The organism is Rhizobium album, from assembly GCF_003122325.1.
GTDB lineage: Bacteria > Pseudomonadota > Alphaproteobacteria > Rhizobiales > Rhizobiaceae > Metarhizobium > Metarhizobium album.
On the sequence record NZ_QFBC01000006.1, the window covers coordinates 132,280 to 157,595 of the forward strand.

Below are 25,316 nucleotides of genomic sequence, written 5' to 3' on the forward strand. Positions count from 1 at the left end.
GGTCGCCGGCCGGCCACGGCTGATTTTACCCGGAACAATTCCCTCGCCTCGGTGTTTTGCCCCCGTTCTCTCGACAGGATGAAAAGAGTGAAACGAGGAGAAAGACAATGAAGAAGGTAATTTTGGCGAGCGCCGTCGTTGCGCTCGGTGCGTTCGCGACGGCAGCCCACGCAGATGACGGCGCCGTCAACGGTGCGGCAGGCGGTGCGGTCACCGGCGCCATTGTCGGCGGCCCTGTCGGCGCTGCGGTCGGCGGCGTCGCCGGCGCCGTGATTGGCTCGGCCATCGACCCGCCGCCGGAACGCGTCGTCACCTATGTGGAAAAACAGCCGGCGCAGCAGTCCATCGTCGTCGAGCAGCCCGTGGTGGTCGGCCACGTCATCCCGCAGGATGTGGTGCTGACCCCGGTGCCCGAGGACCCGCGCTACGCCTATACGATCGTCAACGAACAGCGGGTCATCGTCGATCCGCAGACCTACACCGTGGTGCAGGTGCTGCAATAAGCGATTTTTCGCTTCGGAAGGCGCCGTGCATGGCGCCTTCCCTGCCAACGGCAGCCGGCAAAGCCGGCGCCGTTTTCACCTTGTGGTGATTGGAACCGGCGGGACGGCGTGATAAGCAGCCGCCATGACAAATGCATCATCCTATTCCCCCATCCACATCATCGGCGGCGGCCTCGCCGGCTCGGAAGCAGCCTGGCAGATCGCCGAAGCCGGCATCTCCGTCATCCTGCATGAGATGCGCGGCGTGCGCGGCACCGATGCCCACAAGACCGAAGACCTCGCCGAACTCGTCTGCTCCAACTCCTTCCGGTCCGACGACGCCACCAGCAATGCGGTCGGTGTCATCCATGCGGAGATGCGGCTGGCGAATTCGCTGATCATGGCCTGCGCCGACAAGCATCAGGTTCCGGCCGGCGGTGCGCTGGCGGTGGATCGCGACGGGTTTTCGGCGGCCGTGACGGCAGCGATCGAAAACCATCCGCTGATCGAGGTCAGCCGCGAGGAAATCCGCGGCCTGCCGCCGAAGGAATGGGATCTGTCGATCGTCGCCACCGGGCCGCTGACCTCGCCGGACCTGGCTGCGGCCATCCAGGCCGAAACCGGCGCCGATGCCTTGGCCTTCTTCGATGCCATCGCCCCGATCGTGCATCGCGACAGCATCAACATGGATATCTGCTGGTACCAGTCGCGCTACGACAAGGTCGGCCCCGGCGGTACGGGCCGGGATTACATCAATTGCCCGTTGGACGAAACGCAATATCATGCCTTCATCGATGCGCTGATCGCCGGCGATACGGTCGGCTTCAAGGAATGGGAAGGCACGCCCTATTTCGACGGTTGCCTGCCGATCGAGGTGATGGCCGAACGCGGCCGCGAAACCCTGCGCCACGGGCCGATGAAACCGATGGGCCTGACCAATTCCCATAATCCGACGGTCAAGGCCTATGCCGTCGTGCAGCTGCGCCAGGACAATGCGCTCGGCACGCTCTACAATATGGTCGGCTTCCAGACGAAGCTGAAATACGGTGCCCAGGCCGATATTTTCCGGATGATCCCCGGCTTGGAAAACGCCGAGTTCGCCCGTCTCGGCGGCCTGCACCGCAACACCTACATCAACTCCCCGACCCTGCTCGACCGGTCGCTGACGCTGAAGACGCGGCCCGGCCTGCGGTTCGCCGGCCAGATCACCGGCTGCGAAGGTTATGTGGAAAGCGCCAGCATCGGCCTGCTTGCCGGCCGGTTTGCCGCTGCGGAGCGCAAAGGCGAAACCATCCCCCTGCCGCCGGCCACGACCGCTCTCGGTTCGCTGCTCGGCCATATCACTGGCGGGCACTTGGTGAGCGACGAAGAGCCCGGGAAACGTTCGTTCCAGCCGATGAACATCAATTTCGGGCTGTTTCCCGAGCTGGAACCCGGCTCGATCGTCAAGCCGGACGGCGTCAAGCGGTTCCGTGGCAAGGACAAGACGATCATGAAGCGTCAGTTGATCTCGAAGCGGGCGCTGGCCGATTGCGCCCGCTGGCTTGGAAAGGCCTGACGCCGGTCAGTGCTGCGCCGATGGCCGGGCAAGATCGATCTTGTCGGCCATCGCCACCAGGTTGCCAAGCAGCCACAAGGAAACTTCGGCGGCATCCTCAGCGGAAGCGAATTCGAACTGGCCGCTATGCACCGGCGTTTCGGTGAACTCGATGATCAGGCCCTTGCCGCTTGCCGTGGGGCGAACGCGCGCCATTCCCGGCTCGATCAAATGGCAGGAATAATGGCCGCGCATGTTGCGCATGAAGCCGGCCTTGTTGTCGTGCAGGCGGACGAAAACGGTGTTGCCGTCTTTCGTCGTATGCAGGTCGCGGATGGCTTCGTTCGGGAAAGCGCGCCCGAATTCCATGATCGCCAGCCCCATATCGTGCAGATTGTCCTCGGAGGTCTGCTTTGTCATCCGTGTGGTCACGAATGCAAAGACCACGACGAGCACGACAACCACTCCCCAAGCCACCAGACCCAAATCGCATCTCCTTGCAAGCCGGCGGCACAGGCGCCGCTCTCGGCTGTCTGATAACCGTTGAAGCTTGCGCGGATGTGATGGCTGCATGTGCCGCGCCGGAAATCCACCGCCAAACCCCACGCGAGCCGGGATTTCATCATACTTCGACCATAAATTGGAATTGAGCAGCTAGAATCGTTGCCGGAAAGCCGCCCGCATCAGCCGCAACTGTCTCAGCCATTGTGGTGCCTGCAGTGAACGGTCGAACAGCGATGCGCCAGCGCGTTGCGCCTTGCGCAGGACCGGTTCCGCCAAAGCCACAGGCAGGAAGGCCGGAAATGTCGAGCGCGAAAGGCTCGCGGCCCGGCGGGCCTTGGCGAGGTGATCGAGCCCCAGCCCGGCAAAGGCGTCGATGGCAGCAGCCACGCGCGCTTTGTCCTCACCCGCCAGAAACGCTGCAGGGTCGAGACCTGTGGCGGCCAGCAGATCGAGGGGAACATAGGTCTGGCCGCGCCGACGGTGCAGCGGCATGAGCAGCAGCAGGCCGGCGATCGCCTGCGCCACGCCCGCATGTCCGGCCGCCTCGGCCGATTGTGCCGCGGCGTCGGCATCGAGCACCAGGCTTGCCAACTGGATCAGCGCCGACGCCGTCTCGCCGGCATAGCCTTCGAGCGCGGTGCGGTCCTCCATGGGGTCGTCATAGAGGTCGAAGATGCGCGCTTCCGTCATTGCCACGAAGGTTGCGCGCGGCAGGCGGTAGCGCTCGATCGTCGTCAGAAGGGCTGCCGCGAGCGGATTGGCTTCGCTGGAGCCGTGCGCCTGCCCTTCGAGCAGGTCGCGCCAATATTGCAGCCGCACCTCGCCCGGAAGCGGCTCGTGCACCAGATCGCGGATGCGGGCAAGTTCGGCGGAGAAGGCGTAGATCGCCGCGAGCGGGCCGCGCCTGTCCTCCGGCGACAGCAGGCAGGCGAGATAGCGGTCGCGATCCGTGTCGCGCAACGTCGCCAGGCAGATATCGAAATTGGCTTGTTCGGACACGCTCAAGCGACTGCCTTGCCGGATCAGACCGCGATCAGCGCGGCAGCGACCGCACGCGCTTCGGAGAGCATGATGTTGAATGTCCGCACCGCAGCCCCGGTGCTCATCGGATCGGGCGCAATACCGCGCGCCTTGAGTGCTGTTTTCAGCGCCGGCGGCAGAAGCCGCAGGTTGGTCCCGGTTCCGACCAGCAGAACCTCGATGTCAGACGCCTCGTCGAGAATTCGCTGGAAGTGATCGACCGTCAATGGCGTGTCGACGGCCATGTCCCAGCCATGGATGCCGGAAGGAAGGCAAAGGATAGACCCGCGATGCGACATGTCGGCGAAGCGGAAGCCGCCATTGCCGTAACTGTCGATCGGCGCGCGGCCGGGAAAATGCGCCGCGCGGATTTCTATGCCCTTTGCCATGAAACCTTACCTGCCCGCTGCAAAACCAGCGGTCCTTATTCCTTGCCGCCTTCGGTCTTGACCGGCTCGCCCTTGACGCGAACTTCGCCTATGAAGGCGCGGACGACGCGGATGCGCACGCCTTCGGCGACCTCGACTTCAACTTCCCGCTCGTCGATGACCTTGGTGACCTTGCCGACGATGCCGCCGGCCACGACCTGGTCGCCGCGACGGATGCTCTTCAGTGTCTCTTCGCGCTTCTTGGCCTGGGCGCGCTGCGGACGGATCAGCAGGAAGTACCAGACGACCATCAGCGGTACGAAGAGGAACAGCATTTCCAGGCCCGAGCCGAAAGCGGAAGGCGCTGCGCCGGTTGTCGATTGGGCGAATGCCTCGGTGATGAACATGAAAAACTCCTTGAAACTTCTGGAACGACCGGGCTCTGGGCCATCTTTCGTCGGGTGGCCGGAATATAGTTGCGCACCGGGCGAATGCAACAAAAACAGCCGGCGACAGTACCGATTTCCCGCCTCTTAACCTTTTCGACCCGCAAACGCCATGCTACCCGGCTGCGAATTGCCGGGATAAGCCCCGGGGAAACGGTAAATATCGAAGGAAGAGCACCATGGGCCAAAAGAAGTACGACGCTCTGATCGCTGAAATCCGCCGTCTCACCGATGCCGTCGAGCGGCTTGCAGGGCCGGCGGCGGTCGAAAATGACTGGGCGGTCGCCGATTGCTTCGTCTGGGCGCCGACGCGCCAGCATTTGCAGCCGATTGCGCGCCCCAATCGTGTCGCCCTGTCGCTGATCCGCGGCGTCGACCATGTCCGCGATATCCTGCACGAGAACACCAGCCGGTTCGCCGAAGGTTTCCCCGCCAACAACGTGCTGCTCTGGGGCGCCCGCGGCATGGGCAAGTCTTCGCTGGTCAAGGCGGTGCACGAGGATGTCAGGCGCGAAAGCGGCGTATCGCTAAAACTGGTCGAAGTGCATCGCGAGGACATTTCCAGCCTGCCTGTGCTGCTCGACATGCTGAAGGGCGTCGATCACCGCGTCATCGTCTTCTGCGACGACCTGTCCTTCGATCACGACGATACGGCCTACAAGTCGCTGAAGGCGGCGCTGGATGGCGGCGTTGAGGGCCGGCCGGACAACGTTCTGTTCTACGCCACCTCCAACCGTCGCCACCTGCTGCCACGCCACATGATGGAAAACGAGCAATCGACCGCGATCAACCCGTCGGAAGCGGTGGAGGAAAAGGTGTCGCTGTCGGATCGCTTCGGCCTCTGGCTCGGCTTCCACAAATGCAGCCAGGACGACTACCTCAAGATGATCGACGGTTATGCCGCCCACTTCAACCTCGACATGGATCCGGAAAAGCTGAAGGCCGAAGCGCTGGAATGGGCGACCACCCGCGGCGGCCGCTCGGGCCGCGTTGCCTGGCAGTATATCCAGGATCTTGCCGGGCGCATGCGTGTCCGGATCGGCTGAACGAATGTGAAACGACAAACCCCGCCATCATGACGGGGTTTGAGTATCCTGTAAAATGCGAACCGAAAGCCGGTCCTATTCGAGGAACGTCATCGGGTTGACCGGCGTGGCGTTCTTGCGGACCTCGAAATGCACCTTCGGCGACTTGGCGTTGCCGCTCATGCCCGAGGTCGCCAGTTCCTGACCGCGCGTCACCTTCTGGCCGCGTGCGACGTTGAGCGCGTCGGCATGGCCGTAGACGGTCACCGTGCCGTCGTCATGGCGGACCAGGACGGTGTTGCCGAGTTCCTTCAGGCCGTTGCCGGCATAGATGACCACGCCGTTTTCGGCGGCCTTGATCGGTGTGCCCTCCGGAACGGAGATATCGATACCGTCGTTGCGGTTGCCCTCGACATTGGCGCCGTAACCGGCGACCACCGCACCGCGCACCGGCCAGCGATACTTGCCGATGCCGGTCGTCTCGGGTGCAGCCTCGGTGACGTCGCTCTTCTTCTCGACGTCGGCGACGGTCTGCTTCGAGATCGGGGCCTTGTATTCCTCGGGCTGTTTGCCGGTCGAGGCGGTCTCCACCTTCTTGGTGTCGCCTTTCTTCGTCTCCTTGCCGGTCGGGATCGACGCGGTCTTGACGTCGTCGGCATTGCCGGTGCCGGCCGGAACCTTCAGCGTCTGGCCGATGCGCAGCGACGCGGTGTTCATGCCGTTTGCGGCCTTGAGTTCCTGAACGGAAACGCCGGTCGCCTTGGCGATCTTGGCGAGCGAGTCGCCGGGCTTGACGACATAGGCGTCCGTTGCGGCAGTTGCCGCCTTGTCGCCCTTCTTCTTGCCGCCATCGGCCGGCGTCAGCTTGCCGTTCGCGGCGTCGGCGGTTGTCTGGGACTTGTCGCGGCTCGACGACGTGGTCGGCAGCACGGCAACCTGGTCCGGCGTCTTTTCCGGAATGGGGATCTTCTTGTCGGAGGCAAGGTCCGCGGTCTCCGCCGTTTCCTTGGCAACGCTGCGCGGCTTGCCATAGGTCGGAATGACGATCTTCTGACCGGGAACGACGGCGGACGCATTCTTCAGGCCGTTCGCCTGCAGAATTTCCTTCTCCGGTACACCGTACCGCTTCGACAGGGTCGCGACGGACTCGCCCGGCTTCAGCTTGACGCTGGGTGCATTGAAGGTGGTCCAGCCGCCCCTGGATGTCGTGCCGGTCGTCAGCGGATCGGGCGTGGTCTTTTCCGTCGTATCCTTCTTCGAGGTGGGAAACGGCTGCGCCAGCGCCACGTCGCGTTCGGACTTGGTGGTTTTGCCGACGGTCGGATCGGCAAGCTCGGAGCGCTGGACCTCGACGGGGGTCGTCGCCATGCGCGCACCGGAACCGTTTGCCGTGGCCGTGCTGATCGGATCGTAGGAAACCTGGCGTTTTTCGGGGAACGGCTGGTTCAGTGCCTCGTCGCGTGTCGACAGCGGCTCGCGCCGCGTATTGACGCCCTGCGCCACATCCTGGGACGGGATCGGAGCTTCGCCATTCAAACCGGTAATGGGACGACGCGGAATCGAGTTCGTCGTGATGTTGTCGGACTTGGAAAACAGTCCGCCGAAACGCGAAACATCGGAACTGCAACCACTGACCGCGCTGGCCAGCAATGCCGCGGCAAGAACACGTATGGCAGACTTTCCGATACTCGGCGATACACTGTGACGCATGAAAACGACCTACTCAATACGCGACTGATACAGGTCTTATTAAAGCGCGTTAGTGTTACCACGCAGTTAAGAGCGCCGGTCGAAACGCCCTGTTTTGACAAATTGATAACCATGCGCAATCTGGAGGATTGCTAAAACGCCTCGAAATCCCGGTACTTGCGGCAGTTTTCTCACAAGATCGAGGCGAGTTTGGGGACGATCGGCATATAAGGGACCTCGAACAGGTCGTCGCGCTCGAAACGGCTGCCGACACGCGTCAGCCGCACCATACGACAGCTGTCTTCCGATGCTATCAGCGGCGCGATCATCGATCCGCCGGAAACGAGCTGTTCGACATAGAAGCGCGGCATGGCAGGAAAGGCGGTGGTAACCAGGATGCGGTCGAAGGTTCCCTCGCCCTGCAGGCCAACGCTGCCATCCGCCTGGCGGACGATGACGTTGCGCAGCGACAAGGCATCCAGGCGCTGCTGCGCGTCGTTGACCAGCGTCTTGTAGCGATCGATGCTCAGGACCCGTTCGACGATGCGGCCCATGACGGCGGCGGTAAAACCGCTGCCCGTTCCCACTTCCAGAACACGATGGCCCGGCTTCAGCTTGAGCCGGTCGAGCAGGCGCACCGCCATGTCGGCGCCCTCCATGAACGAGCCGCAGGGGATCGGCAGCGTCCGGCTGGAATAGGCGCTGCCGGCAAACTCCGGCGGCACGAACTGCGAGCGCGGCGTCTGCTCGACCGCCGTCAACAGATCGATATCCGAAATGCCTTCGGCACGCAGCCGCAGCACCAGGGCGGCAAAACCCTCCCGTTCTGCGACTCGCGCCGTCACCCCGCAACTCCGGAACCAAGCGCCTCGGCAAGCCGGTCCTGAACGGCGTAGTCCGTCAGGTCGAGCTTGAGCGGCGTCACCGAGATCTTGTTGTTCTTCACCGCAGCCACGTCCGTGCCATCGCGGAAATTGCCGACCCGCTCACCGAAACGCAGCCAGTAATAGGGGAAACCCCGGCCGTCGGCGCGCTCTTCCACCGTCAGGGCGAAATCGGTCTTGCCCTGCGATGTCACGGCAATGCCCTGGATCTCCTCCGGCTTGCAGTTGGGGAAGTTCAGGTTGAGGAAGGTGCCGTCGGGCAATTCCGTATCCATGACCTGGCCCAGCAGTTTTGGGGCAAAGGTCTCGGCAATCTCCCACGGCACGATACGGCGGCCATCGGCATAGATCGCCGCCTGGCTGAGCGCGATCGAACGGACGCCCTGCAGCGTGCCTTCGATCGCCGCGGCGATGGTGCCCGAATAGGTGACGTCGTCGGCGAGGTTGGAGCCGGAATTCACACCCGAGAGAATGAGGTCCGGCTTGCCGCCGAGCACTTCGCGCAGCGCCATGATGACGCAATCGGTCGGCGTTCCCCGCAGCGCATAATGCTTGTCGGAGATTTTTCGCAACCGCAGCGGTTCGGAGAGCGTCAGCGAATGGGCAAGCCCGCTCTGGTCGGTCTCCGGCGCGACGATCCAGACATCGTCGGAAATGGTCCGGGCGATGCGCTCCAGCACCGCCAGGCCCTCGGCATGGATGCCGTCGTCATTCGTCAGCAGAATCCGCATCGTGTCCTCGTCGCCGCGTTCAGGCCCGTTCGATCTTCGTCAGTCCGCCCATATAGGGCAGCAGCACATCCGGCACCGAGACGGAGCCGTCCTCGTTCTGATAGTTTTCCATGACCGCGATCAGCGCCCGGCCGACGGCGATGCCGGAGCCGTTCAGCGTGTGCACGAACTTCGTGGCCTTGTCGTCCTTGCCGCGGTAGCGGGCATTCATGCGCCGCGCCTGGAAGTCGCCGCAAACCGAGCAGGAGGAGATTTCCCGGTAGGTATCCTGCCCCGGCAGCCACACTTCGATATCGTAGGTCTTGCGGGCGCCAAAACCCATGTCGCCGGTGCACAGCGTCATGGTGCGGAAATGCAGGCCAAGCAGCTTCAGCACCTTTTCGGCGCATTCCGTCATGCGTTCATGTTCGGCAATCGAGCTTTCCGCGTCGGTGATCGACACGAGTTCGCATTTCCAGAACTGGTGCTGGCGCAGCATGCCGCGCGTATCGCGACCGGCCGAACCGGCCTCCGAACGGAAGGACGGCGTCAGTGCCGTAAAGCGCAGCGGCAGCTTGTCCTGTTCGAGGATTTCGCCGGATACGAGGTTGGTCAGCGTCACCTCGGCGGTAGGGATCAGCCAGCGGCCATCCGTGGTCTTGAACAGATCTTCGGAAAATTTCGGCAGTTGGCCGGTGCCGTACATGGCTTCGTCGCGCACCATCAGCGGCGAACTGACCTCGGTATAACCGTGCTCGCGCGTGTGCAGGTCGAGCATGAACTGGCCGAGTGCCCGTTCGAGACGCGCCAGCGGACCGGTCAGAACCGTGAACCGGGCACCCGAAAGCTTGGCCGCGCGGTCGAAATCCATGAAGCCCAGAGCTTCGCCGATTTCGTAATGTTCCTTGGCCGGATGGTTCCAGCCCGGCTTCTGACCGATGACATGTTTGACGACGTTGTCGTGCTCGTCCTTGCCGACCGGGACATCGTCGAGCGGGATGTTGGGAAGGCGCGACAGGACGTCGGTCAACTCGGCGCTGATCAGCCGTTCCTCTTCCTCCGCCGCCGGCAGCGAGGTCTTCATCTCGGCCACTTCGGCCTTGAGCTTTTCGGCCAGTTCGGAATTCTTCTGCGCCATGGCCGCGCCGATTTCCTTGGAGGCCGTATTGCGGCGGGCCTGCATGTCCTGCAGGCGCTGGATCACGGCGCGACGTTTTTCGTCCAGCGCGATCAGGCTCTCCGATTGCGCATCCGCGCCGCGCTTCTTCAGCGCGGCGTCAAAAGCCTCGGCATTGTCGCGGATCCATTTAATATCGTGCATCGTCGTCCCGGGTCGTTGAATTCACGCATACCGGACCGAGGTGTGACCAGACCCTGTGCCGGCGAAACCGCCGTCATCAGAAGCACCGGCGGTGCGACAACGGCATGAGCCGGCGTCAGGCGTCGCCGGCGTTGACAACGTCGGAGGATCGGTCGTCACCGGCGACCTCACGGGCCCGGTTGCGCTCGATGACTCGCGCCGCATAGATGGAAATCTCGTAGAGAAGGATGGCCGGCAGTGCAAGGCCGATCTGGGACATCGGATCGGGCGGCGTCAAAACGGCCGCGACGATGAAGGCGATGACGATCGCGTATTTGCGTTTTCCGGCCAGCCCGTCGGCGGTGACGAAACCGACGCGGGCGAGAAGCGTGGTCACCACCGGCAACTGGAAGACCAGGCCGAAGGAAAACACCAGCGTCATGATCAGGCTCAGATATTCCGACACCTTCGGCATCAGCGAGATCGCCACCTCGCCCTCAGCCGGCGCCTGCTGCATGGCGAGGAAGAACCACATCACCATCGGCGTGAAGAAGAAGTAGACGAGCGCGCCGCCGAGAAGGAAAAGCAGCGGCGAGGCGATCAGGAACGGCAGGAACGCCGCCCGCTCGTTCTTGTAGAGGCCGGGTGCCACGAACTTGTAGATCTGCGCCGCGATCACCGGGAAAGCGATCACCATGGCGCCGAACATCGCTACCTTCACCTGGGTGAAGAAGAATTCCTGCGGCGCGGTGTAGATCAGTTCCGATTTGGCAACATCGAGCCCTGCCCAGATCACCGCCCATTTGTAGGGAATGACCAGATAGTTGAAGAGCTGCTTGGCGAAGGCGAAACAGACGATGAAGGCGATGAAAAAGGCCCCCAACGCCCAGATCAACCGTCGGCGCAACTCGACGAGATGTTCGATCAGCGGCTGCGGCTTGTCGTCGATATCGTTGGTCATGCCGCTCCGTCCTTCTTGTCTGCCGCAACGGCCGGCTCGGACACCGGCGAAGTTCCCGCGGCGGCAGGCTTGTCGGTCGAAGCGACATCAATCGATATCGCCGTAGCCGGACCATTGTCCGCCGCAGCAGCGGCAGATGCGGAAGCAGCTGCGGTATCGACGGTGGATGCAGGAGAAACGACCGGGGGCTGCGCCAGCGCCGTATCGATGTCCGGCAATGTCACAGTCCCGGAAGCGGCTTCCGCCGCCGCTGTCGCTGTCGCTGTCGCCTTCGTTTCCGAAACAGCCGGCGTTTCGACGGTCGCGGCGCGCTGAAGGTCGGCCTTGATCTCGTTGGCTGTCTGGCGCAGAGGATTGATAGCATCGCGGATGCTATTCATCGGGTTGAGCTTCTGCGCATCCCCGATGGTCTTGCGGACATCGTCGAGTTCCGCCTCTTTCAAGGCTTCGTCGAACTGCGAGCGGAATTCGCCCGCCATCGCCCGCAATCGTGTCGTCATCTTGCCGAACGCGCGCAGCATCGGCGGCAAATCTTTGGGACCGACCACAACGATCAGAACGACCGCTATGACCAGAAGCTCGGTCCAGCCAACATCCAACATCACTCAGGCTCCAGAAGTCATTGCGGCTGATCAGCAGCCGCGCCAGACCGGGCGTTACGACTTGCTTTCATCAGCCTTGTGATCGACCGTCTTCGCTTGATCGCGAGCTTCTTCGTCGGTCATGCCCTTCTTGAAGTTCTTGATGCCCTTGGCGACATCGCCCATCAGCTCCGGAATCTTGCCGCGGCCGAACAATAGCAGGACGATCGCCAGAACGATCAGCCAGTGCCACATGCTGAAAGAACCCATAACTCGTTACTCCCTGTTTTCACGTCGTATCGATGTAAGACGTTTACACATTTTTTTCAAACACCAAATGCCCGCAGCCTTAATGCGCCGGCCGGAATGCGTAAACGCGGTGGATATCTCGTCACGGATACGGTCGCGCGCCGACGTCTTTACGGTAACGCTCTGTCCTGCGCGGTTCTACCCCGTCAGATCCCATCCTAGCAACGATATCGGCCAGTATTGTGTCCATGGAACAAGCGGCAAAGACGGAAAGCTATTCGTCCCCCGGCCCGCCCGGAGGCAACAGGCCAAGCTCTTCGAGATCCATCTGCGTGATCGGATCCTCGTCCTCGGCAAAATCATCCTGCGTCAGGGGCACGGGAATGTTGAAGCCCGGCGGGATGCGACCGGAAAGCAGCCCTGCCCCCTTGAGCTCTTCGAGACCCGGCAGGTCACGCACGTCCTCGAGGCCGAAATGATCGAGGAAATCGCGGGTCGTGCCGAGGGTGACCGGCCGCCCCGGCGTCCGCCGCCGGCCGCGAAACCGTACCCAGCCAGCCTCCATCAGCACGTCCAGCGTGCCCCGCGAGGTCTGGACGCCGCGAATATCCTCGATTTCCGCCCGCGTCACCGGCTGGTGATAGGCGATGATCGCCAAAACCTCCAGCGCCGCCCGGGAAAGCTTGCGAAACTCGGTGTCGTCGGCCCGGATGAAGAAGGACAGATCCGGGGCGGTGCGAAACGCCCAATAATCGCCCACCTGGACGAGATTGACGCCCCGCAAGGCATAAAAAGCCTTTAGCCGGCCCAGGATCGCCCTGATATCGACGCCCTTGGCGACCCTTTCGGCAATGAAACTTTCGGAAACGGGCTGCGCCGAGGCAAAAATCAGGGCTTCGGCGATGCGCTCCGCCTCAGCCGCATGGCGCTCCGCGGCATTGGCCTCTTGCTCTTCCGCCTCGGGCGGCGCAAGGCCGGTGGTGTCCTCACCCAGATCGCTCACGCCTCACTCCCGTTCCGCGCCGCTATCGCGCTTCTGGCCGCGGCGCATGTAGAGCGGTTCGAATGCGCCGTCCTGGCGGATCTCCAGTTCCCCCTCGCGCACCATTTCCAGCGATGCGGCGAAAGCGGAGGCGATCGCCGTGGCGCGGTCGCGGGGCGAAGAAAGATAGCGCAGGAGGTAATGGTCGAGGGCCATCCAGCCGTCCGTCTCGCCGATCATCCGCGACAAGATATCGCGGGCCTCGGCAAGCGACCAAACCTGCCGTTTCTCGATGGTCACCGCCGTGACGGCGTGACGCTGGCGCAAGGCGGCATAGGCCGTCAGCAGGTCGTAGAGATTGGCCTCGTAGGCCGATTGCCGCATATCCGGGATATGCTCCGGCGCTCCGCGCGGAAAAACGTCGCGGCCCAGCCGGCTGCGGTTCACCAGCTGCGTGGCGGCGTTGCGCATCGCCTCCAGCCGCTTCAAGCGGAAGGCGAGTGTCGCGGCCATTTCTTCGCCGGACGGACCATCGTCTTTCGCCTGCTGCGGGATCAGCAACCGCGACTTGAGATAGGCGAGCCAGGCGGCCATGACCAGGTAGTCGGCGGCAAGCTCGATGCGGATCCGCCGGGCGCTTTCGACGTACTGCAGATATTGTTCGGCCAGCGCCAGCACGGAAATGCGCGACAGGTCGACCCGCTGGTTGCGGGCGAGATGCAGCAGCAGGTCGAGCGGGCCTTCGAAACCGGCGACATCGATCACCAGCCCCTGCTCACCGGTGGCGCGTTCGGCCGCCCCCTCCTGCCAGAGGCTGTCCATCGGCGCACCGGCTGCCCGCTCCTTGCCTCTCTTCTTACTCACGCCGCAGAACTCCCGAACATCCGGCCGTTCAAACTCCAGCCGTCAAACTATCGCGAAGAGCGCCTCGAATTCGGCCCGGACTGCCGTCTCGTCCAGCCCGTCGGTGTTTCCGAATGCCGCTTCCACTGCCTTGGCCCGCGCAAGCGACGCGCCCGCCAACGGCGGGACGTTGGCGACGACCTGCCTCATTTCATCCATCGCGCCGTTGCAATGCAAGACAATATCGCAGCCGCCGGCGACAATATTGGCGGCCCGTTCGCCGATCGTGCCTTTCAGCGCGTTCATCGAGGTGTCGTCCGACATCAGCAGCCCCCGGAAGCCGATATGGCCGCGGATGATCTCGTCGATGACGATCCTGGAGGTGGTCGCCGGATGGTCGGGGTCGATGGCGGTATAGACGACATGGCAGGTCATCGCCATCAACTCGTCCTTCAGCGCCACGAAGGGCGCGAAATCATGCGCTTCCAGTTCCGCCCGGCTCGCACCGACGACAGGCAGTTCATGGTGCGAATCGGCCATGCCACGGCCATGGCCGGGCATGTGTTTCATCACCGGCAGGACGCCGCCGGCCTTCAACCCTTCGGAAGCCGCCTGCCCCATCTCCGTCACCGTCACCGGCTCGAAACCGTAGGCGCGGTTGCCGATGACGTTGCTGCTGCCCTCGACGGGCACGTCGAGCACCGGCAGGCAATCGACGTTGATGCCGAAACGCAGGAGATCGAAGGCATGCAGGCGCGACATCAGCCAGGCGGCGCGCAGGCCCGCGTCCCTGTCCTGCCGGTAAAGGTCGCCCAGCGCCTGCCCGGAGGGATAATGCGGCACGACTGGCGGACGGATACGCTGGACGCGACCGCCCTCCTGGTCGATCAGCACCGGCGCGTCGCTGCCGACGCTGTCGCGCAGGGCGGCGACAAGGTCGGTGATCTGCGCCGCTTCGGAAACATTGCGCCCGAACAGGATGAAGCCCCAGGGCTGCTCGTCACGATAGAAGGCGATTTCGTCCGGCGTCAGCGTCAGGCCGCTGCAGCCGAGAATCATGGCTTTCGATTGGCTCATTTTTCTACTCTGCGGAATGGAAATCGGGACGGTCTCTACAAACAGGAACGGCGGGCCAGCCCGCCGTTCGTCTTGTTGCAATGCGCCGATGGTTACTTCGAGATCAGGCAGGTACCGCCAGCGGCGCGATATTTGACGCAGAGCGCCGCCGCATCGTCCTTCGAGCCGACCGGAATGCGGACACGGTAGAACGTGCCCTTGCCCGCCACCTCGACCTTCTTGATATCGACGCCGCGGCCACCAATGACGCTGCCGAACTTCGACGACAGGCTGGCATAGGATTTCTTCGCTTCCGCTTCGGAAGGCAGCGAGGCGATCTGCATCACATAGGAACCGGGCTGCAGGCTGGCGACCTGCGTCTGCTTGCCGGTATCGGTTGCGGCGGCGGCTTCTTTCGTCGTATCGCGCAGGTTGCCCTGATCGGTCACCGTGCCGACGATGTTGACCGGCTGATCCACCGGACGGCTTTCCGGGATCGGCGCCTTGTCGTCGACCTTCGTGTCTTCGACCTTGGTGGTCTTCACCACCCGCACCGGCGGATCGGCCAGGCTATCGGTGGCAGCATCTTCCTGGCCGGCTGTCGCAGCGGCGCCCTGCGTCGTCTCGACCGGCGTCTGCGTGACCGGCTTGATTTTGTCGAGATTGAGATCGGCGCTGCGGGTGGTCCCGGTCGGTTCGGCCAGAACGGAGCGTTCGGCGGTTTCGGTCGCAGCCGCGGTGGTCGTCTCTTCCGCGATCGTCTCGCGCGGCACCAACGTGCCGTCCGACTTGACGATCATCGTCCGCACCTTGCGCGGCGAAACGCCGGCCGTCGCGTCCGTCTCGGCAGTCGTGTCCGTGGCCGTCTCGTTGCCGAGAAGCCGGGCATCCTCGGTTTCACCGACGGGCGTCGGGTTCACGTCGTCGCTATCCTCGGCGCCTTCCAGCGGCAATGTTTCCGGGATCAGCGTCCGCTGCACCACATCGATCGGCTCCTCCTTGGAGGAAAGCAGCGAGTCCTGCTTCGGATCTGCCGTGACATTGCCGGCGACGCGGTCGTAGACCGCCTTGTCTTGGTTGGGAACGGTCACGCCGCCGCGGTTCTCCGGAACGACCTTGATCGGTTCCTTGTCGGCAACGATGACGCGCGGCCCGGTCGTGGCCGTCGACGTTTCACCGCCACCCGACAGGTAAAGATAGGCGCCGGCGCCGACCGCCGTGCCGCAGACCAGCAGCAGAGCCAGGCTGAGAACCAGACCGCGTGACAGGCCGCGGCGCGGACCGCGCTCGACATAACCGCCATTCGGTCCCAGCGTCATCTTGGCAACACCGGCATCGTCTTCGGCCGGCTGTGTCATCGTTCGGCGGAAATCCTCTTCCAGAGCCCGCTCGAATTCGTCGAATTCGTCGAACGACGCCTTGACCGGGTCCGGGTTGGCGTCGTTGGGGGCGGCGGCCCAGGCCGGATTGGCAAAACCGCCGTCATTGACCGGAACGCTCTTTGCCGACACCGCCGGCGCATGGCCGATCGGCTGGAACAGATTGGCCATCTCGGCATCGATATCGATGTCGTATTCCGGCGGGTGAACGACCTTCTCCTCCGGTTCGACGACCGGCAGCGAGGGCACATCCATATCCGCGATCGCTTCGGGAATATCGTCCGCATCGGCAATCTGCGAAGGATCGAACGGCAGGACGGTTTCACTCTCCGGCTCGATACGCGGCTCGGCACGGCGGGCCACCGGCTGCCGCATCGGCGTCTCGGACAGATCGGTGATCTTGGTAGTCACCCGGAACGGTATGGCCGGTTCGGCCGCGCGGCTGCGGGTTTCCGGCTGCCTGATTTCGGCGACGGGCTTGACCTCTTGGGCAGGCGCCTGCACGGCCGGCGCCAACGGCTCCGGATCGTCAAAACTCAGATCGGCGAGATCGAAATCGATGTCATCAAAATCGAAATCGAATTTCTGGTCGGAGAACGGATCGTCGAAAGCCGGCTCGGCCCGCTTTTCCGAAACCGAAAAATTGTCCGTTTCCGGCGCGCGCAGGGTGGCGACCGGTTCGGGCCGGCTCTCTTCGGACTGGTCCCGCTTGTCGGCACTCCTGGCCTCGGCCCGATCCTCGCTGCCGAACAACGGCGAAAGGCGCTGGTTGGGAACGGGGTAACGGGCGACATCGGCCAGCAGGTCGTCAGCATCGAACGGCTCGGCACGCCTTGCCGAAGCTATTTGCGGCACCTCGACGGCTTCCGTGGTCGGCGATGCTGCCCAATTGTCCTGCGGCGCGCGCTCAGCCGCCAGATCGGAATCAAAGGCAAAATCAAATGCCGGGTCTGCGGAAGAACCGGGTTGGTCGAACGCCGGCTCGATCGCCCCGGTAAAATCCGGTTCGGCAACGACGTGCGCCGGCGCTTCGTCGGCGAGCCTGTCGAACTCGACGGTGGGCATCTCCGCCGCCATCATGTCCAGGGCATCGCCGCCGGCAGCTTCGTCGACACCCGACGGACGCGAATCCAGGCGCGGCTCGGCGCGATAATTGCTGCGCTGAACGCTGAAATTGGTCACAGGAAGATGGGGCCGCGATTGCGCCTTAACCTGGAATGCGGGCTCGGGTTCGATCGTCGGGACCGCACTCTCGATCGCCATTTCCAGTTCCTGGGTGAGATCGAAATGCTCGTCGGCGCTGTCGAAAACCGGATCGACCGGCTCGGCCCGCGAAAAAGCCGGTTCGACGGCCGAGGTCACCGGCTCTTCGGTCACAAATACCGGCGGAGCATCGCTGGCGGGCCACGAAAAATCCGTGTCCTGCGGATTTTCATCGCGGATATCGGAAATGACGGCCGGCTGCTCGAAAGCCTGGGCATGGTCGCTGACAACAGCGACTTCAGCCGCGACGGCAGCAATCGGCGCGGCAGAAACCGCCACCGGCTCCGGTGCATCGAACGGCTCGGCATCGGCAAACATCGACGCGAATTCGCTGTCGTCGACCAGATCGCCGTCAGGGCTGCTTTCGAAAGAATGAGATTCCGGCGCCTCGAAAACGGGTTCCGTCCGTGCAACGGCCTCGTAAACAGCCGGAGACACGCTCTCGGCAACCGCCTCGGCGGCTTCGGTTACGACCGGCTCCGGCGCAACATCTTCGACCGTCGCCTGCCGTTCGTCCACGGCGACATATGCCTCGCCGGCAACGGCCACGGGCTCCCGGCGGGGAGCCTCGTAACGCTCGAATTCACGGGTCAGTTCATCCTCGAGGTTGAAGAGCGGATGCTGGGGTTGTTCAACCGCCCGCTCCGGCGCCGCTTCCGTCACCGCCGCCACGGGCGACGGGACGGCGGTGACGCGCGAATCGCGCTTCTGGTCGTTTGCAGCAACCGGCTTCGGCTCGAAGCCAACGATACGGGCGAGTTCTGCGAGCGGATCATCCTCCGCAAAGAACTCCAGGCTATTGCCCCCGCTACGCGCGAATTGTTTTTCTGCCATACGCTCCACTCACCACCGACAAAAACTGATTGCCAGCGCATTGTGGGGAAATGGTGACGTCTAACGCATTTCTTCCGGTGCAGCAGTCCCGGTTATACCAAGACCGGACTTCAGAACCGAAGCGACGGCACTCACCAACCCAAGTCTGGCAATGCTCAATTCTCTGTTCTTATCGTTAACAAATCGTAATTCCGGAGAATCCTTACCTTTATTCCAGTGCGCATGGAAGGAGCTGGCCAGATCGTAGAGGTAAAAAGCGATGCGGTGCGGCTCCTGGGCGTTGGCCGCAGCCTCGACGACGCGCGGATATTCGGCGAGCTTGGCGACAAGCTGCAACTCGTTGGCATCGGTGATCTTGCCGGCGACGGCACCGGCGAAATCGATCGATTGAAGATCGAGATCGGGGAAGGCTTCCTTCGCCTGGCGGAAGATCGACGAGCAGCGGGCATGCGCATACTGCACGTAGAAGACGGGATTGTCCTTCGACTGCTCGGTCACCTTGGCGAAATCGAAGTCGAGCGGCTCGGAGCTCTTGCGATAGAGCATCATGAACCGCACCGCATCGCGGCCGACCTCGTCGACCACCTCACGCAACGTGACGAAGTCACCCGAACGTTTGGACATCTTCACCGGCTCACCGTTGCGGTAGAGCTTGACGAGCTGGCACAGCAGGACGGTGAGCTTCGACTTGCCTTCGGAAATCGCCCGCGCGACGGCCTCCAACCGCTTGACGTAACCGCCATGGTCGGCGCCGAGCACATAGATCATCTCGCTGAAACCGCGGTCGTACTTGTCCTTGAAGTAGGCGACGTCGGCGGCGAAATAGGTGTAGCTGCCGTCCGACTTGATCAGCGGCCGGTCGATATCGTCGCCGACTTCGGTGGAGCGGAACAGCGTCTGCTCGCGGTCCTCCCAATCCTCCGGCAGTTGTCCCTTCGGCGGCGGGAGCACGCCCTTGTAGACGTGGCCCTTGAAGGTCAGGTCGTTGATCGCGGTGCGGATCGGGGTCGCGCCGTTGGCATGCAGCGTGCGTTCGGAGAAGAAGACATCGTGCTCGACGTTCAGCGCCTTCAGGTCCTCGCGGATCATGGCCATCATTGCGGTTATCGTCCGGTCCTTGACCAGCGGCATCCAGTCGTCTTCGGCCATGCCGCGCAGCTTCGTGCCGAACTCTTCGGCCAATGCCTTGCCGACCGGCACGAGATAATCGCCGGGATACAGGCCGGACGGGATCTCGCCGATGTTCTCGCCCAATGCCTCCCGATACCGCAGGAACACCGAGCGAGCGAGCACGTCGACCTGCGAACCGGCATCGTTGATGTAATATTCCTTGACGACACCGTAGCCGGCGAAAGCCAGCAGGTTCGCCAGCGCATCGCCGACGACCGCACCGCGGCAGTGCCCGACATGCATCGGCCCGGTCGGATTGGCCGAGACATATTCGACATTGACCTTGTGGCCGTTGCCGACCGTCGAGCGACCGTAATCGAGACCGCTGGCGATCATCGCCGACAGGACACGCTGCCAGTAGCCGACGCCGAGGCGGATGTTGATGAAGCCGGGACCGGCCACCGAAACCTCGGAGACGTCGCCGTCCTCCTTCAACCTGTCGGCAATGATTTCGGCGAGTGCCCGCGGGTTGGTGCCGAGCGGCTTCGCCAGCACCATCGCCGCATTGGTGGCGACGTCACCATGGCTCGCATCGCGCGGCGCTTCGACCGTAATGCGTCCGAAATCGAGATCCGATCGCTTTTCCTTGACGATATCAATCGCTTCAAGGGCGTTTTTAATTCTGTTCTCGAAATCGGTGAAAAGGTTCATAGCGTCATCCACGGGAAAAAAGAACGCAGGTCGCCGAAAACCGGCGCGCCTGTCGTGCCCGCTGCCTAGCGCAAATCGGGTGTATGGTCAAACAACCGGCCGTGAGTCTTCAACGCATAGGTGTCGGTCATGCCGGCGAGATAATCGCCGACATGGCGCGCCCGCGCCGCTTCGCCAAGCTGCGGAATGCAGTCCACCCAATAATGCCCCTGCATCAAGCCGGGGTCGGCCATGTAGGCATGGAACAGGTCGGTGACGATGGCGGCGGCGCTGGCGCGGATGCGCATGATCTCCGGGTGGCGGTAGATGCGCTTGAACAGCATCGCCTTGATCAGCCGGTCGGTTTCCGCCATGCTTTCGGAAAAGGTGGCGATGACCCGGTCGGCCCGGCGGATGTCGGTGGCGCTCTGCGGCCGCAGTTCGCGCAGCCGCTCCTGCGAAACGCTGATCACGTCCTCGACCATGCGGGTGATCTGGCGGCGCATGATCTCGTGGGTAAAACGGCTTGCCTCCAGGTGCGGATAGCGGTCGCGGACTTCGCGCATCAGGCCGGCCAGGAAAGGAATGTCTTCCAGCATCTCGAAGGTCAGGTAACCGGAGCGCAGCCCGTCGTCGATATCGTGGGTGTTGTAGGCGATATCGTCGGCAATCGCCGCCACCTGGGCTTCGAGGCTGGCGAAGCTGCGCAGCTCCAGATCATGGATCTCGCAATAATCGAGGATCGGCTGCGGCACAGGGCCACGGGTGCCCTCGCCGTCCGGCGTCAGCAACGGACCATTGTGCTTGACCAGGCCCTCCAGCGTCTCCCAGGTCAGGTTCAGGCCGTCGAATTCGGCATACCGGCGCTCGAGCTTGGTGACGATGCGCAGCGACTGGGCATTGTGGTCGAAGCCTCCGAACCGTTCGAGAACCTCGTGGAGCGCATCCTCGCCGGTATGGCCGAAGGGCGTGTGGCCAAAATCGTGCACGAGCGCCACGCCTTCGGCGAGATCCTCGTCCAGCTTCAGGGCACGCGCCAGGGCGCGGGCGATCTGCGCCACCTCGATCGTATGCGTCAGCCGCGTGCGGTAATGGTCGCCGTCCGGGCCGATGAAAACCTGCGTCTTGTGCTTCAGCCGCCGGAAGGCCGTAGTATGGACGATGCGGTCCCGGTCGCGCTGGAATTCCGACCGGGTCGGGCTCGACGATTCAGGATAAAGTCGCCCTCGCGTCGTCCAGGGGTCCGCGGCATAGATTGCCCGTTCGCCACTTCCGAAGCCCAGTGCATGCCTGTCGATCGTCATCGTCTTTCCTGTCCCGGCGCCAAGCCATTGACGTCCGCATTGCGCATTCATACCTATAGACCGGTATGCCAGCAAACCACGCCATCCGCGCGACAGGGCACTTACGGGCAAACGCCGGTGTCTTTCGAAGCGGAATCATTATAGTTCAGTGGTTTAAGCATACCATAGCGAAGTTGGATCTATTATCTCTCCGGAACTTGACCCCGGCAGGAGGCAGAAAATGAACCCAGACACCGTCACGCTTTCCGATTCCGCGGCAAAACGAATCGCCAAGATCCTCAGCTCCGAAGCCGGCAAGACCGCGATGCGCGTCTCCGTCGAAGGTGGTGGCTGTTCCGGATTTTCCTACAAGTTCGATCTCGTCGATGCCCAGGAGGACGACGATGTCGTCGTCGAGAAGGGGGACGCGACCGTGCTGATCGACAAGCTGTCGCTGATCTACATGCTCGGCTCGGAAATCGACTTCGTCGACAATCTCCTCGGCCAGTCGTTCCAGATCAACAACCCGAACGCCGTCGCCAGTTGCGGATGCGGGACGAGCTTCTCCATCTGACATCGGCCATCGATCGATTTTGCATGCGGCCGGGGCGATTGTCCCGGCCCTTTTGTTGCATGCATGCTGGCAAAAGCCGCGCCATCGGCTAAAAGGGTTTTACCCGACATGAAGAGGCCAGCATGAAAATCGCCACCTGGAACATCAACGGCGTCAAAGCCCGTATCGACAACCTCCGGGACTGGTTGAAGGCCTCCAATCCCGACATCGCCTGCCTGCAGGAAATCAAATCCGTCGACGAATCCTTTCCGCGCATGGAAATCGAGGAGCTCGGCTACCATGTCGAGACCCACGGCCAGAAGGGCTTCAACGGCGTCGCCCTGCTATCGAAGATCCGCCCCGATGAGGTCAATCGCGGCCTGCCGGGCGATAATCTCGACGAGCAGTCGCGTTTCATCGAAGGCGTCTTTTCCGTCAATGGCGGCGTCGTCCGCGTCGTCTCGCTCTACCTGCCGAACGGCAATCCGCCGGACGATCCGGTGAAATACCCCTACAAGCTCGCCTGGATGGAACGACTGCAGCATTTCGCCGAGCAGCGCCTGACGCTGGAGGAACCGCTGATTCTCGCCGGCGACTACAACGTCATTCCCGAGCCGCATGACTGCCACGATCCGCGTGTCTGGGCCGGCGATGCGCTTTTCCTGCCGCAGACCCGGCAGGCCTTCCGGCGTTTCGAAAACATCGGACTGACCGATGCCGTCAGGGCGACCACGGACGCCACGAAACTTTATACATTCTGGGATTACCAGGCCGGCGCCTGGCAGAAGAACAACGGCATCCGCATCGACCATCTGATGCTATCGCCGGAAGCCGCCATCAAGTTGCGCTCGACGGCGATCGAAAAACATGTGCGGGCCTGGGAAAAACCGTCCGACCACGTGCCGGTGATCGGCATCTTCGATTTCTGAGGCTGGCGATCAGCCTCAGTCGCCCATCTCGACGCTCTGGGCGCGGGCAATCGCAACGCGCCGGTCTTCTTCATTGGCGATGGAGAAGGCTTCTTCCTGCAGGGACTGCATCCAGCCGCAGTCCTGCGGGTGACACTTGTCGAGCGCCGCCGTCATGAAGGCGAGGCCACGGGCCGACTGGCCCTCCTGGAAGAGAATGTTGCCGAAGACGGCCATGGCGCCGGCATGGCCGTTCTTGCGCGCCGCGTTCAGCCATTTCTTCGCCTGCTGGACGTTGGCCTTGCCGCCCTCGCCGTTCAGGATCATCTTTGCAAGCTGGAACTGCGCCTCCGCGACACCGAAAGCGGATGCCGCCTGGAAATAAAGCTGGCGCGCCTGCGACAGATCGACCTTCACCGGGCTGCCGGGAATGCCATGCTGATAGTAGGTGGCCAGCGACAGCAGCGCGTTGACGAAGAAACCGGTATCCTCGGAGCCCGGCTCCACGCCCTGGCTGGCGATCTCGCTATAGATCTTGAAGGCCTCGAAATCGTTCTGGGTAACGCCATCGCCATCGGCGTACATGTTGGCGAGCGCCCAGCGCGATCCGGTGTGCCCCTTCTCTGCGGCATAACGGTAAGCTTCGACGGCTTCTTCCTTCTGACCGTTCTTGTAGGCCTTGAAGCCGAATTTGAACAGGTCGAAAGGACCCGAGTCCTTGGTGACGCCCGCCTTGATGTCAAAGGCGAAAGCGTGTCCGCCGACGCCGCTGGCCAGCGTCAGCGAAAGACCAAGAAGAAATGCTTTTACGGATCGATACTCAGAAGTCAGCATAGCGGTGCAGTTTCTTTCGCTTCCCGCAACGCCGCGATGATGCCGATACACGCATCACCTGGCCGTCGGGTGTATATCCGCAAGGCCGAAAGGGAAAAGCCCACGCCACGGCGCGTCACGCGACGGCCGGCAGCGACGGGATTTCCTCCCACCTTGGTTGTCGTTCTTTCGCCAGCCGCAGCCAGGCTGCGTGCCGCCGGTTCCTTGTTTTTATGACGATAACGCGCATTTCCGGCGAGACTGGGGCCGGCAAACCGGGCCCTCCTGTCGGCGACGAATAAACTGTCCTGCTGCTGCGTCATGCCTGTATCCGAAAAGGCTGCCATGTGAGCGAAAAGGGTCGAAGAGGCTGCGGCAAATGGCCAAAAGGCGAAGGATTCGCCCCTGTCATTTCCCCAGCGCTGGTCGAAACCACATTCGTTCATCTGTTTTGATATGCGCCCATTCCGGTTGTTCTGCCGTTTACCGCTGCGCCCAGTTTGTGGCGGGAAATGGACAGATTTGGCCCGCAGCCACCATAGCGAAACTCTTCAAAAAAAGTGTTGCGGAATCATCACAATTGAAAAAAGCAGCCGCGCGCCTGCGACGGCCTCTTGAAGATCGAAACCGGAAAACCAGCGGCGCGCGTGCAAAAAACAAAATCAGAACTTGACGAGATAGGAGGTCGTCACGCCGACCGCCCAATTGCCATCCGACGTCGCGTCGAACGAACCGCCCTTGGCGAGGCTCTGGGTGGTGCCGGTCATGTAGGACAGCCCGGCGCCAACGCGAAAGGCACCCGGACCGGCCTTGATCTGCGTTCCGGTGCTGACGGTCCAGGTGTCGCTCATCAGGTCCGCGCCGGTGCCGACGCCGCGGTCCCAGGTGAGGCCGATCGTGCCCGCGACGCGGTCGGTAAAGGCATGGGCGATGCCGCCCTCGATGGTCCAGCCGTCGCGGAAGTTGAAGTTCTTCTGCTGCGGACCGATGCCGGCGATGGTGTAGTTCAGCTGCGGCAGGACGCTCCAGTCCATCCATTTGACCGAACCATAAGCCAGCCAGCCCTCGGCGATACCGGTTTCAAGGCTGACCTCCAGGGATTTCGGCAGGCTGCCGCCGCCGGTGACCGGCGCCGTGAAGCCGGGCGGCAGGCGGAAGAAGGCCGCGCCGATATCCGAAACGGCGAAATAGCCATCGCCCTTATGCTCCACTTCGGAACGATAGAGCACCTGCGCCCGGAAAGCATATTCGGGAATTTCGTAAGCCGCACCCAGTCGGTAGCCGAACGCGCTGTCGTCTTCGAGGTGCAGCTTGCCGAGCGTGGTCGGCTCGTCGTAATCGAAGGTCTGCAGGAACACGCCGCCGATCAGGTAGGCATTGCCCCTGCCCGCCGCAAATTTGCCGGCACAGGTCGCGCCATATTCATGCGTCAGGAATTTCGAGTTGATCGTCGCATTCCGGGTTGCCGCTAGATCGGCCGCCTGCGCCTGGTCGCCAAACGTCGCGGAGGCGCCGAAGGGCTGCGCGTAGGTCGCGGCGCAGGAGAAGGAATCGTAGAGGCGGATCTTCGCGGCAAAGCTCGGGACAAAATAATTGTTGGAGAAAGGGCTGTCATGGGCCGGCGCGCCGGCGATGGTGTCGTATCGGCTGGAAGGCGCGACATAAGTCACACCGCTGCGCACGGCCACCGACGCGTCTTCGTACAGAATATCGGTATCCGCCGTGCCACGCGAAAAGCCGCCGGCCAATGCCGGCACGGATGCCCCTGAGACCAGCACCACGAGAGCGCCCCTGAGAAAAGCGTTCGATGCCATTTGTATCCCCCACTCATGCAAATGCGTATTAA

Annotated in this window: 25 protein-coding genes; 5 read left to right on the plus strand and 20 right to left on the minus strand. The window is 62.8% G+C overall.

Annotation, left to right across the window (positions count from 1 at the left end; all coding sequences use genetic code 11):
- Positions 1-107: 107 nt before the first annotated feature.
- A complete protein-coding gene (locus tag DEM27_RS15180) occupies positions 108-503 on the plus strand; it encodes a DUF1236 domain-containing protein (RefSeq protein ID WP_109459098.1) in 396 nt (131 codons plus the stop codon).
- 124 nt (positions 504-627) lie between these two features.
- Positions 628-2,040 (plus strand): methylenetetrahydrofolate--tRNA-(uracil(54)-C(5))-methyltransferase (FADH(2)-oxidizing) TrmFO, encoded by a 1,413-nt coding sequence (gene trmFO, locus DEM27_RS15185; RefSeq protein ID WP_109459099.1) that lies wholly within the window; start codon positions 628-630, stop codon positions 2,038-2,040.
- Positions 2,041-2,046: 6 nt separating this feature from the next.
- Here the strand turns inward: trmFO and DEM27_RS15190 are convergent, their stop codons facing one another.
- From DEM27_RS15190 to yajC, 4 genes are all read right to left on the minus strand, one after another.
- Positions 2,047-2,505 carry a hypothetical protein gene (locus tag DEM27_RS15190; RefSeq protein WP_109459100.1) on the minus strand — a complete coding sequence of 153 codons (459 nt, stop codon included), beginning with the start codon at positions 2,503-2,505 and terminating at the stop codon, positions 2,047-2,049.
- A 168-nt stretch (positions 2,506-2,673) separates the two neighbouring features.
- On the minus strand, positions 2,674-3,528 hold the full coding sequence (locus tag DEM27_RS15195; protein ID WP_109459101.1) for a phytoene/squalene synthase family protein: 855 nt from the start codon (positions 3,526-3,528) through the stop codon (positions 2,674-2,676).
- Positions 3,529-3,545: 17 nt separating this feature from the next.
- On the minus strand, positions 3,546-3,932 hold the full coding sequence (locus DEM27_RS15200; protein WP_109459102.1) for an Mth938-like domain-containing protein: 387 nt from the start codon (positions 3,930-3,932) through the stop codon (positions 3,546-3,548).
- A 35-nt stretch (positions 3,933-3,967) separates the two neighbouring features.
- Positions 3,968-4,318 (minus strand): preprotein translocase subunit YajC, encoded by a 351-nt coding sequence (gene yajC / locus DEM27_RS15205; RefSeq protein WP_109459103.1) that lies wholly within the window; start codon positions 4,316-4,318, stop codon positions 3,968-3,970.
- 218 nt (positions 4,319-4,536) lie between these two features.
- On the opposite strand from yajC, the gene DEM27_RS15210 reads away from it, so the two are divergent.
- Positions 4,537-5,403 (plus strand): ATP-binding protein, encoded by an 867-nt coding sequence (locus DEM27_RS15210; RefSeq protein ID WP_109459104.1) that lies wholly within the window; start codon positions 4,537-4,539, stop codon positions 5,401-5,403.
- 75 nt (positions 5,404-5,478) lie between these two features.
- Here the strand turns inward: DEM27_RS15210 and DEM27_RS15215 are convergent, their stop codons facing one another.
- From DEM27_RS15215 to DEM27_RS15275, 13 genes are all read right to left on the minus strand, one after another.
- Entirely contained in the window at positions 5,479-7,092 is a 1,614-nt protein-coding gene (locus DEM27_RS15215) for a peptidoglycan DD-metalloendopeptidase family protein (RefSeq protein ID WP_109459105.1), read from the minus strand.
- Positions 7,093-7,262: 170 nt separating this feature from the next.
- The gene (locus tag DEM27_RS15220) at positions 7,263-7,916 is read right to left on the minus strand and encodes a protein-L-isoaspartate(D-aspartate) O-methyltransferase (RefSeq protein ID WP_109459106.1); all 654 of its coding nucleotides are present in this window, start codon (positions 7,914-7,916) and stop codon (positions 7,263-7,265) included.
- On the minus strand, positions 7,913-8,686 hold the full coding sequence (surE, locus tag DEM27_RS15225; RefSeq protein WP_109459107.1) for a 5'/3'-nucleotidase SurE: 774 nt from the start codon (positions 8,684-8,686) through the stop codon (positions 7,913-7,915). Before surE ends, DEM27_RS15220 begins: the two co-directional genes overlap by 4 nt.
- 19 nt (positions 8,687-8,705) lie before the next feature.
- Positions 8,706-9,986: a serine--tRNA ligase gene (gene serS, locus DEM27_RS15230; RefSeq protein WP_109459108.1), complete on the minus strand. Its 1,281-nt coding sequence runs from the start codon at positions 9,984-9,986 to the stop codon at positions 8,706-8,708.
- A gap of 115 nt (positions 9,987-10,101) precedes the next feature.
- Positions 10,102-10,926, minus strand: a complete 825-nt coding sequence (gene tatC / locus DEM27_RS15235; protein WP_109459109.1) for a twin-arginine translocase subunit TatC — start codon at positions 10,924-10,926, stop codon at positions 10,102-10,104.
- A complete protein-coding gene (gene tatB / locus DEM27_RS15240) occupies positions 10,923-11,528 on the minus strand; it encodes a Sec-independent protein translocase protein TatB (protein WP_109459110.1) in 606 nt (201 codons plus the stop codon). Before tatB ends, tatC begins: the two co-directional genes overlap by 4 nt.
- Positions 11,529-11,582: 54 nt before the next feature.
- Positions 11,583-11,777, minus strand: a complete 195-nt coding sequence (locus tag DEM27_RS15245) for a twin-arginine translocase TatA/TatE family subunit (protein WP_109459111.1) — start codon at positions 11,775-11,777, stop codon at positions 11,583-11,585.
- A 253-nt stretch (positions 11,778-12,030) separates the two neighbouring features.
- Entirely contained in the window at positions 12,031-12,660 is a 630-nt protein-coding gene (gene scpB / locus DEM27_RS15250; protein WP_245445881.1) for an SMC-Scp complex subunit ScpB, read from the minus strand.
- Between the two features lie 102 nt (positions 12,661-12,762).
- Positions 12,763-13,560 (minus strand): segregation and condensation protein A, encoded by a 798-nt coding sequence (locus tag DEM27_RS15255; protein WP_420028828.1) that lies wholly within the window; start codon positions 13,558-13,560, stop codon positions 12,763-12,765.
- An 84-nt stretch (positions 13,561-13,644) separates the two neighbouring features.
- Positions 13,645-14,658: a beta-N-acetylhexosaminidase gene (nagZ, locus tag DEM27_RS15260; protein ID WP_109459114.1), complete on the minus strand. Its 1,014-nt coding sequence runs from the start codon at positions 14,656-14,658 to the stop codon at positions 13,645-13,647.
- Between the two features lie 92 nt (positions 14,659-14,750).
- Positions 14,751-18,113, minus strand: a complete 3,363-nt coding sequence (locus tag DEM27_RS15265) for an SPOR domain-containing protein (protein WP_109459115.1) — start codon at positions 18,111-18,113, stop codon at positions 14,751-14,753.
- A 60-nt stretch (positions 18,114-18,173) separates the two neighbouring features.
- Entirely contained in the window at positions 18,174-19,934 is a 1,761-nt protein-coding gene (argS, locus tag DEM27_RS15270; protein ID WP_109459116.1) for an arginine--tRNA ligase, read from the minus strand.
- Positions 19,935-19,999: 65 nt separating this feature from the next.
- Positions 20,000-21,217, minus strand: a complete 1,218-nt coding sequence (locus DEM27_RS15275; RefSeq protein ID WP_109459117.1) for a deoxyguanosinetriphosphate triphosphohydrolase — start codon at positions 21,215-21,217, stop codon at positions 20,000-20,002.
- A 220-nt stretch (positions 21,218-21,437) separates the two neighbouring features.
- Between DEM27_RS15275 and erpA the strand changes: the two genes are divergently transcribed.
- Together erpA and xth are read left to right on the plus strand one after the other, a co-directional pair.
- Positions 21,438-21,770, plus strand: coding sequence for an iron-sulfur cluster insertion protein ErpA (gene erpA / locus DEM27_RS15280; protein ID WP_109459118.1), 333 nt, complete (start codon positions 21,438-21,440; stop codon positions 21,768-21,770).
- 122 nt (positions 21,771-21,892) lie between these two features.
- Entirely contained in the window at positions 21,893-22,678 is a 786-nt protein-coding gene (gene xth / locus DEM27_RS15285) for an exodeoxyribonuclease III (RefSeq protein WP_109459119.1), read from the plus strand.
- Between the two features lie 15 nt (positions 22,679-22,693).
- Here the strand turns inward: xth and exoR are convergent, their stop codons facing one another.
- From exoR to DEM27_RS15295, 3 genes are all read right to left on the minus strand, one after another.
- The gene (exoR, locus tag DEM27_RS15290; protein ID WP_109459120.1) at positions 22,694-23,491 is read right to left on the minus strand and encodes an exopolysaccharide production regulator ExoR; all 798 of its coding nucleotides are present in this window, start codon (positions 23,489-23,491) and stop codon (positions 22,694-22,696) included.
- Positions 23,485-23,793 (minus strand): hypothetical protein, encoded by a 309-nt coding sequence (locus DEM27_RS33600; RefSeq protein ID WP_128755511.1) that lies wholly within the window; start codon positions 23,791-23,793, stop codon positions 23,485-23,487. Before DEM27_RS33600 ends, exoR begins: the two co-directional genes overlap by 7 nt.
- Positions 23,794-24,132: 339 nt before the next feature.
- Entirely contained in the window at positions 24,133-25,284 is a 1,152-nt protein-coding gene (locus DEM27_RS15295) for an OmpP1/FadL family transporter (RefSeq protein ID WP_109459121.1), read from the minus strand.
- Positions 25,285-25,316 lie beyond the last annotated feature (32 nt).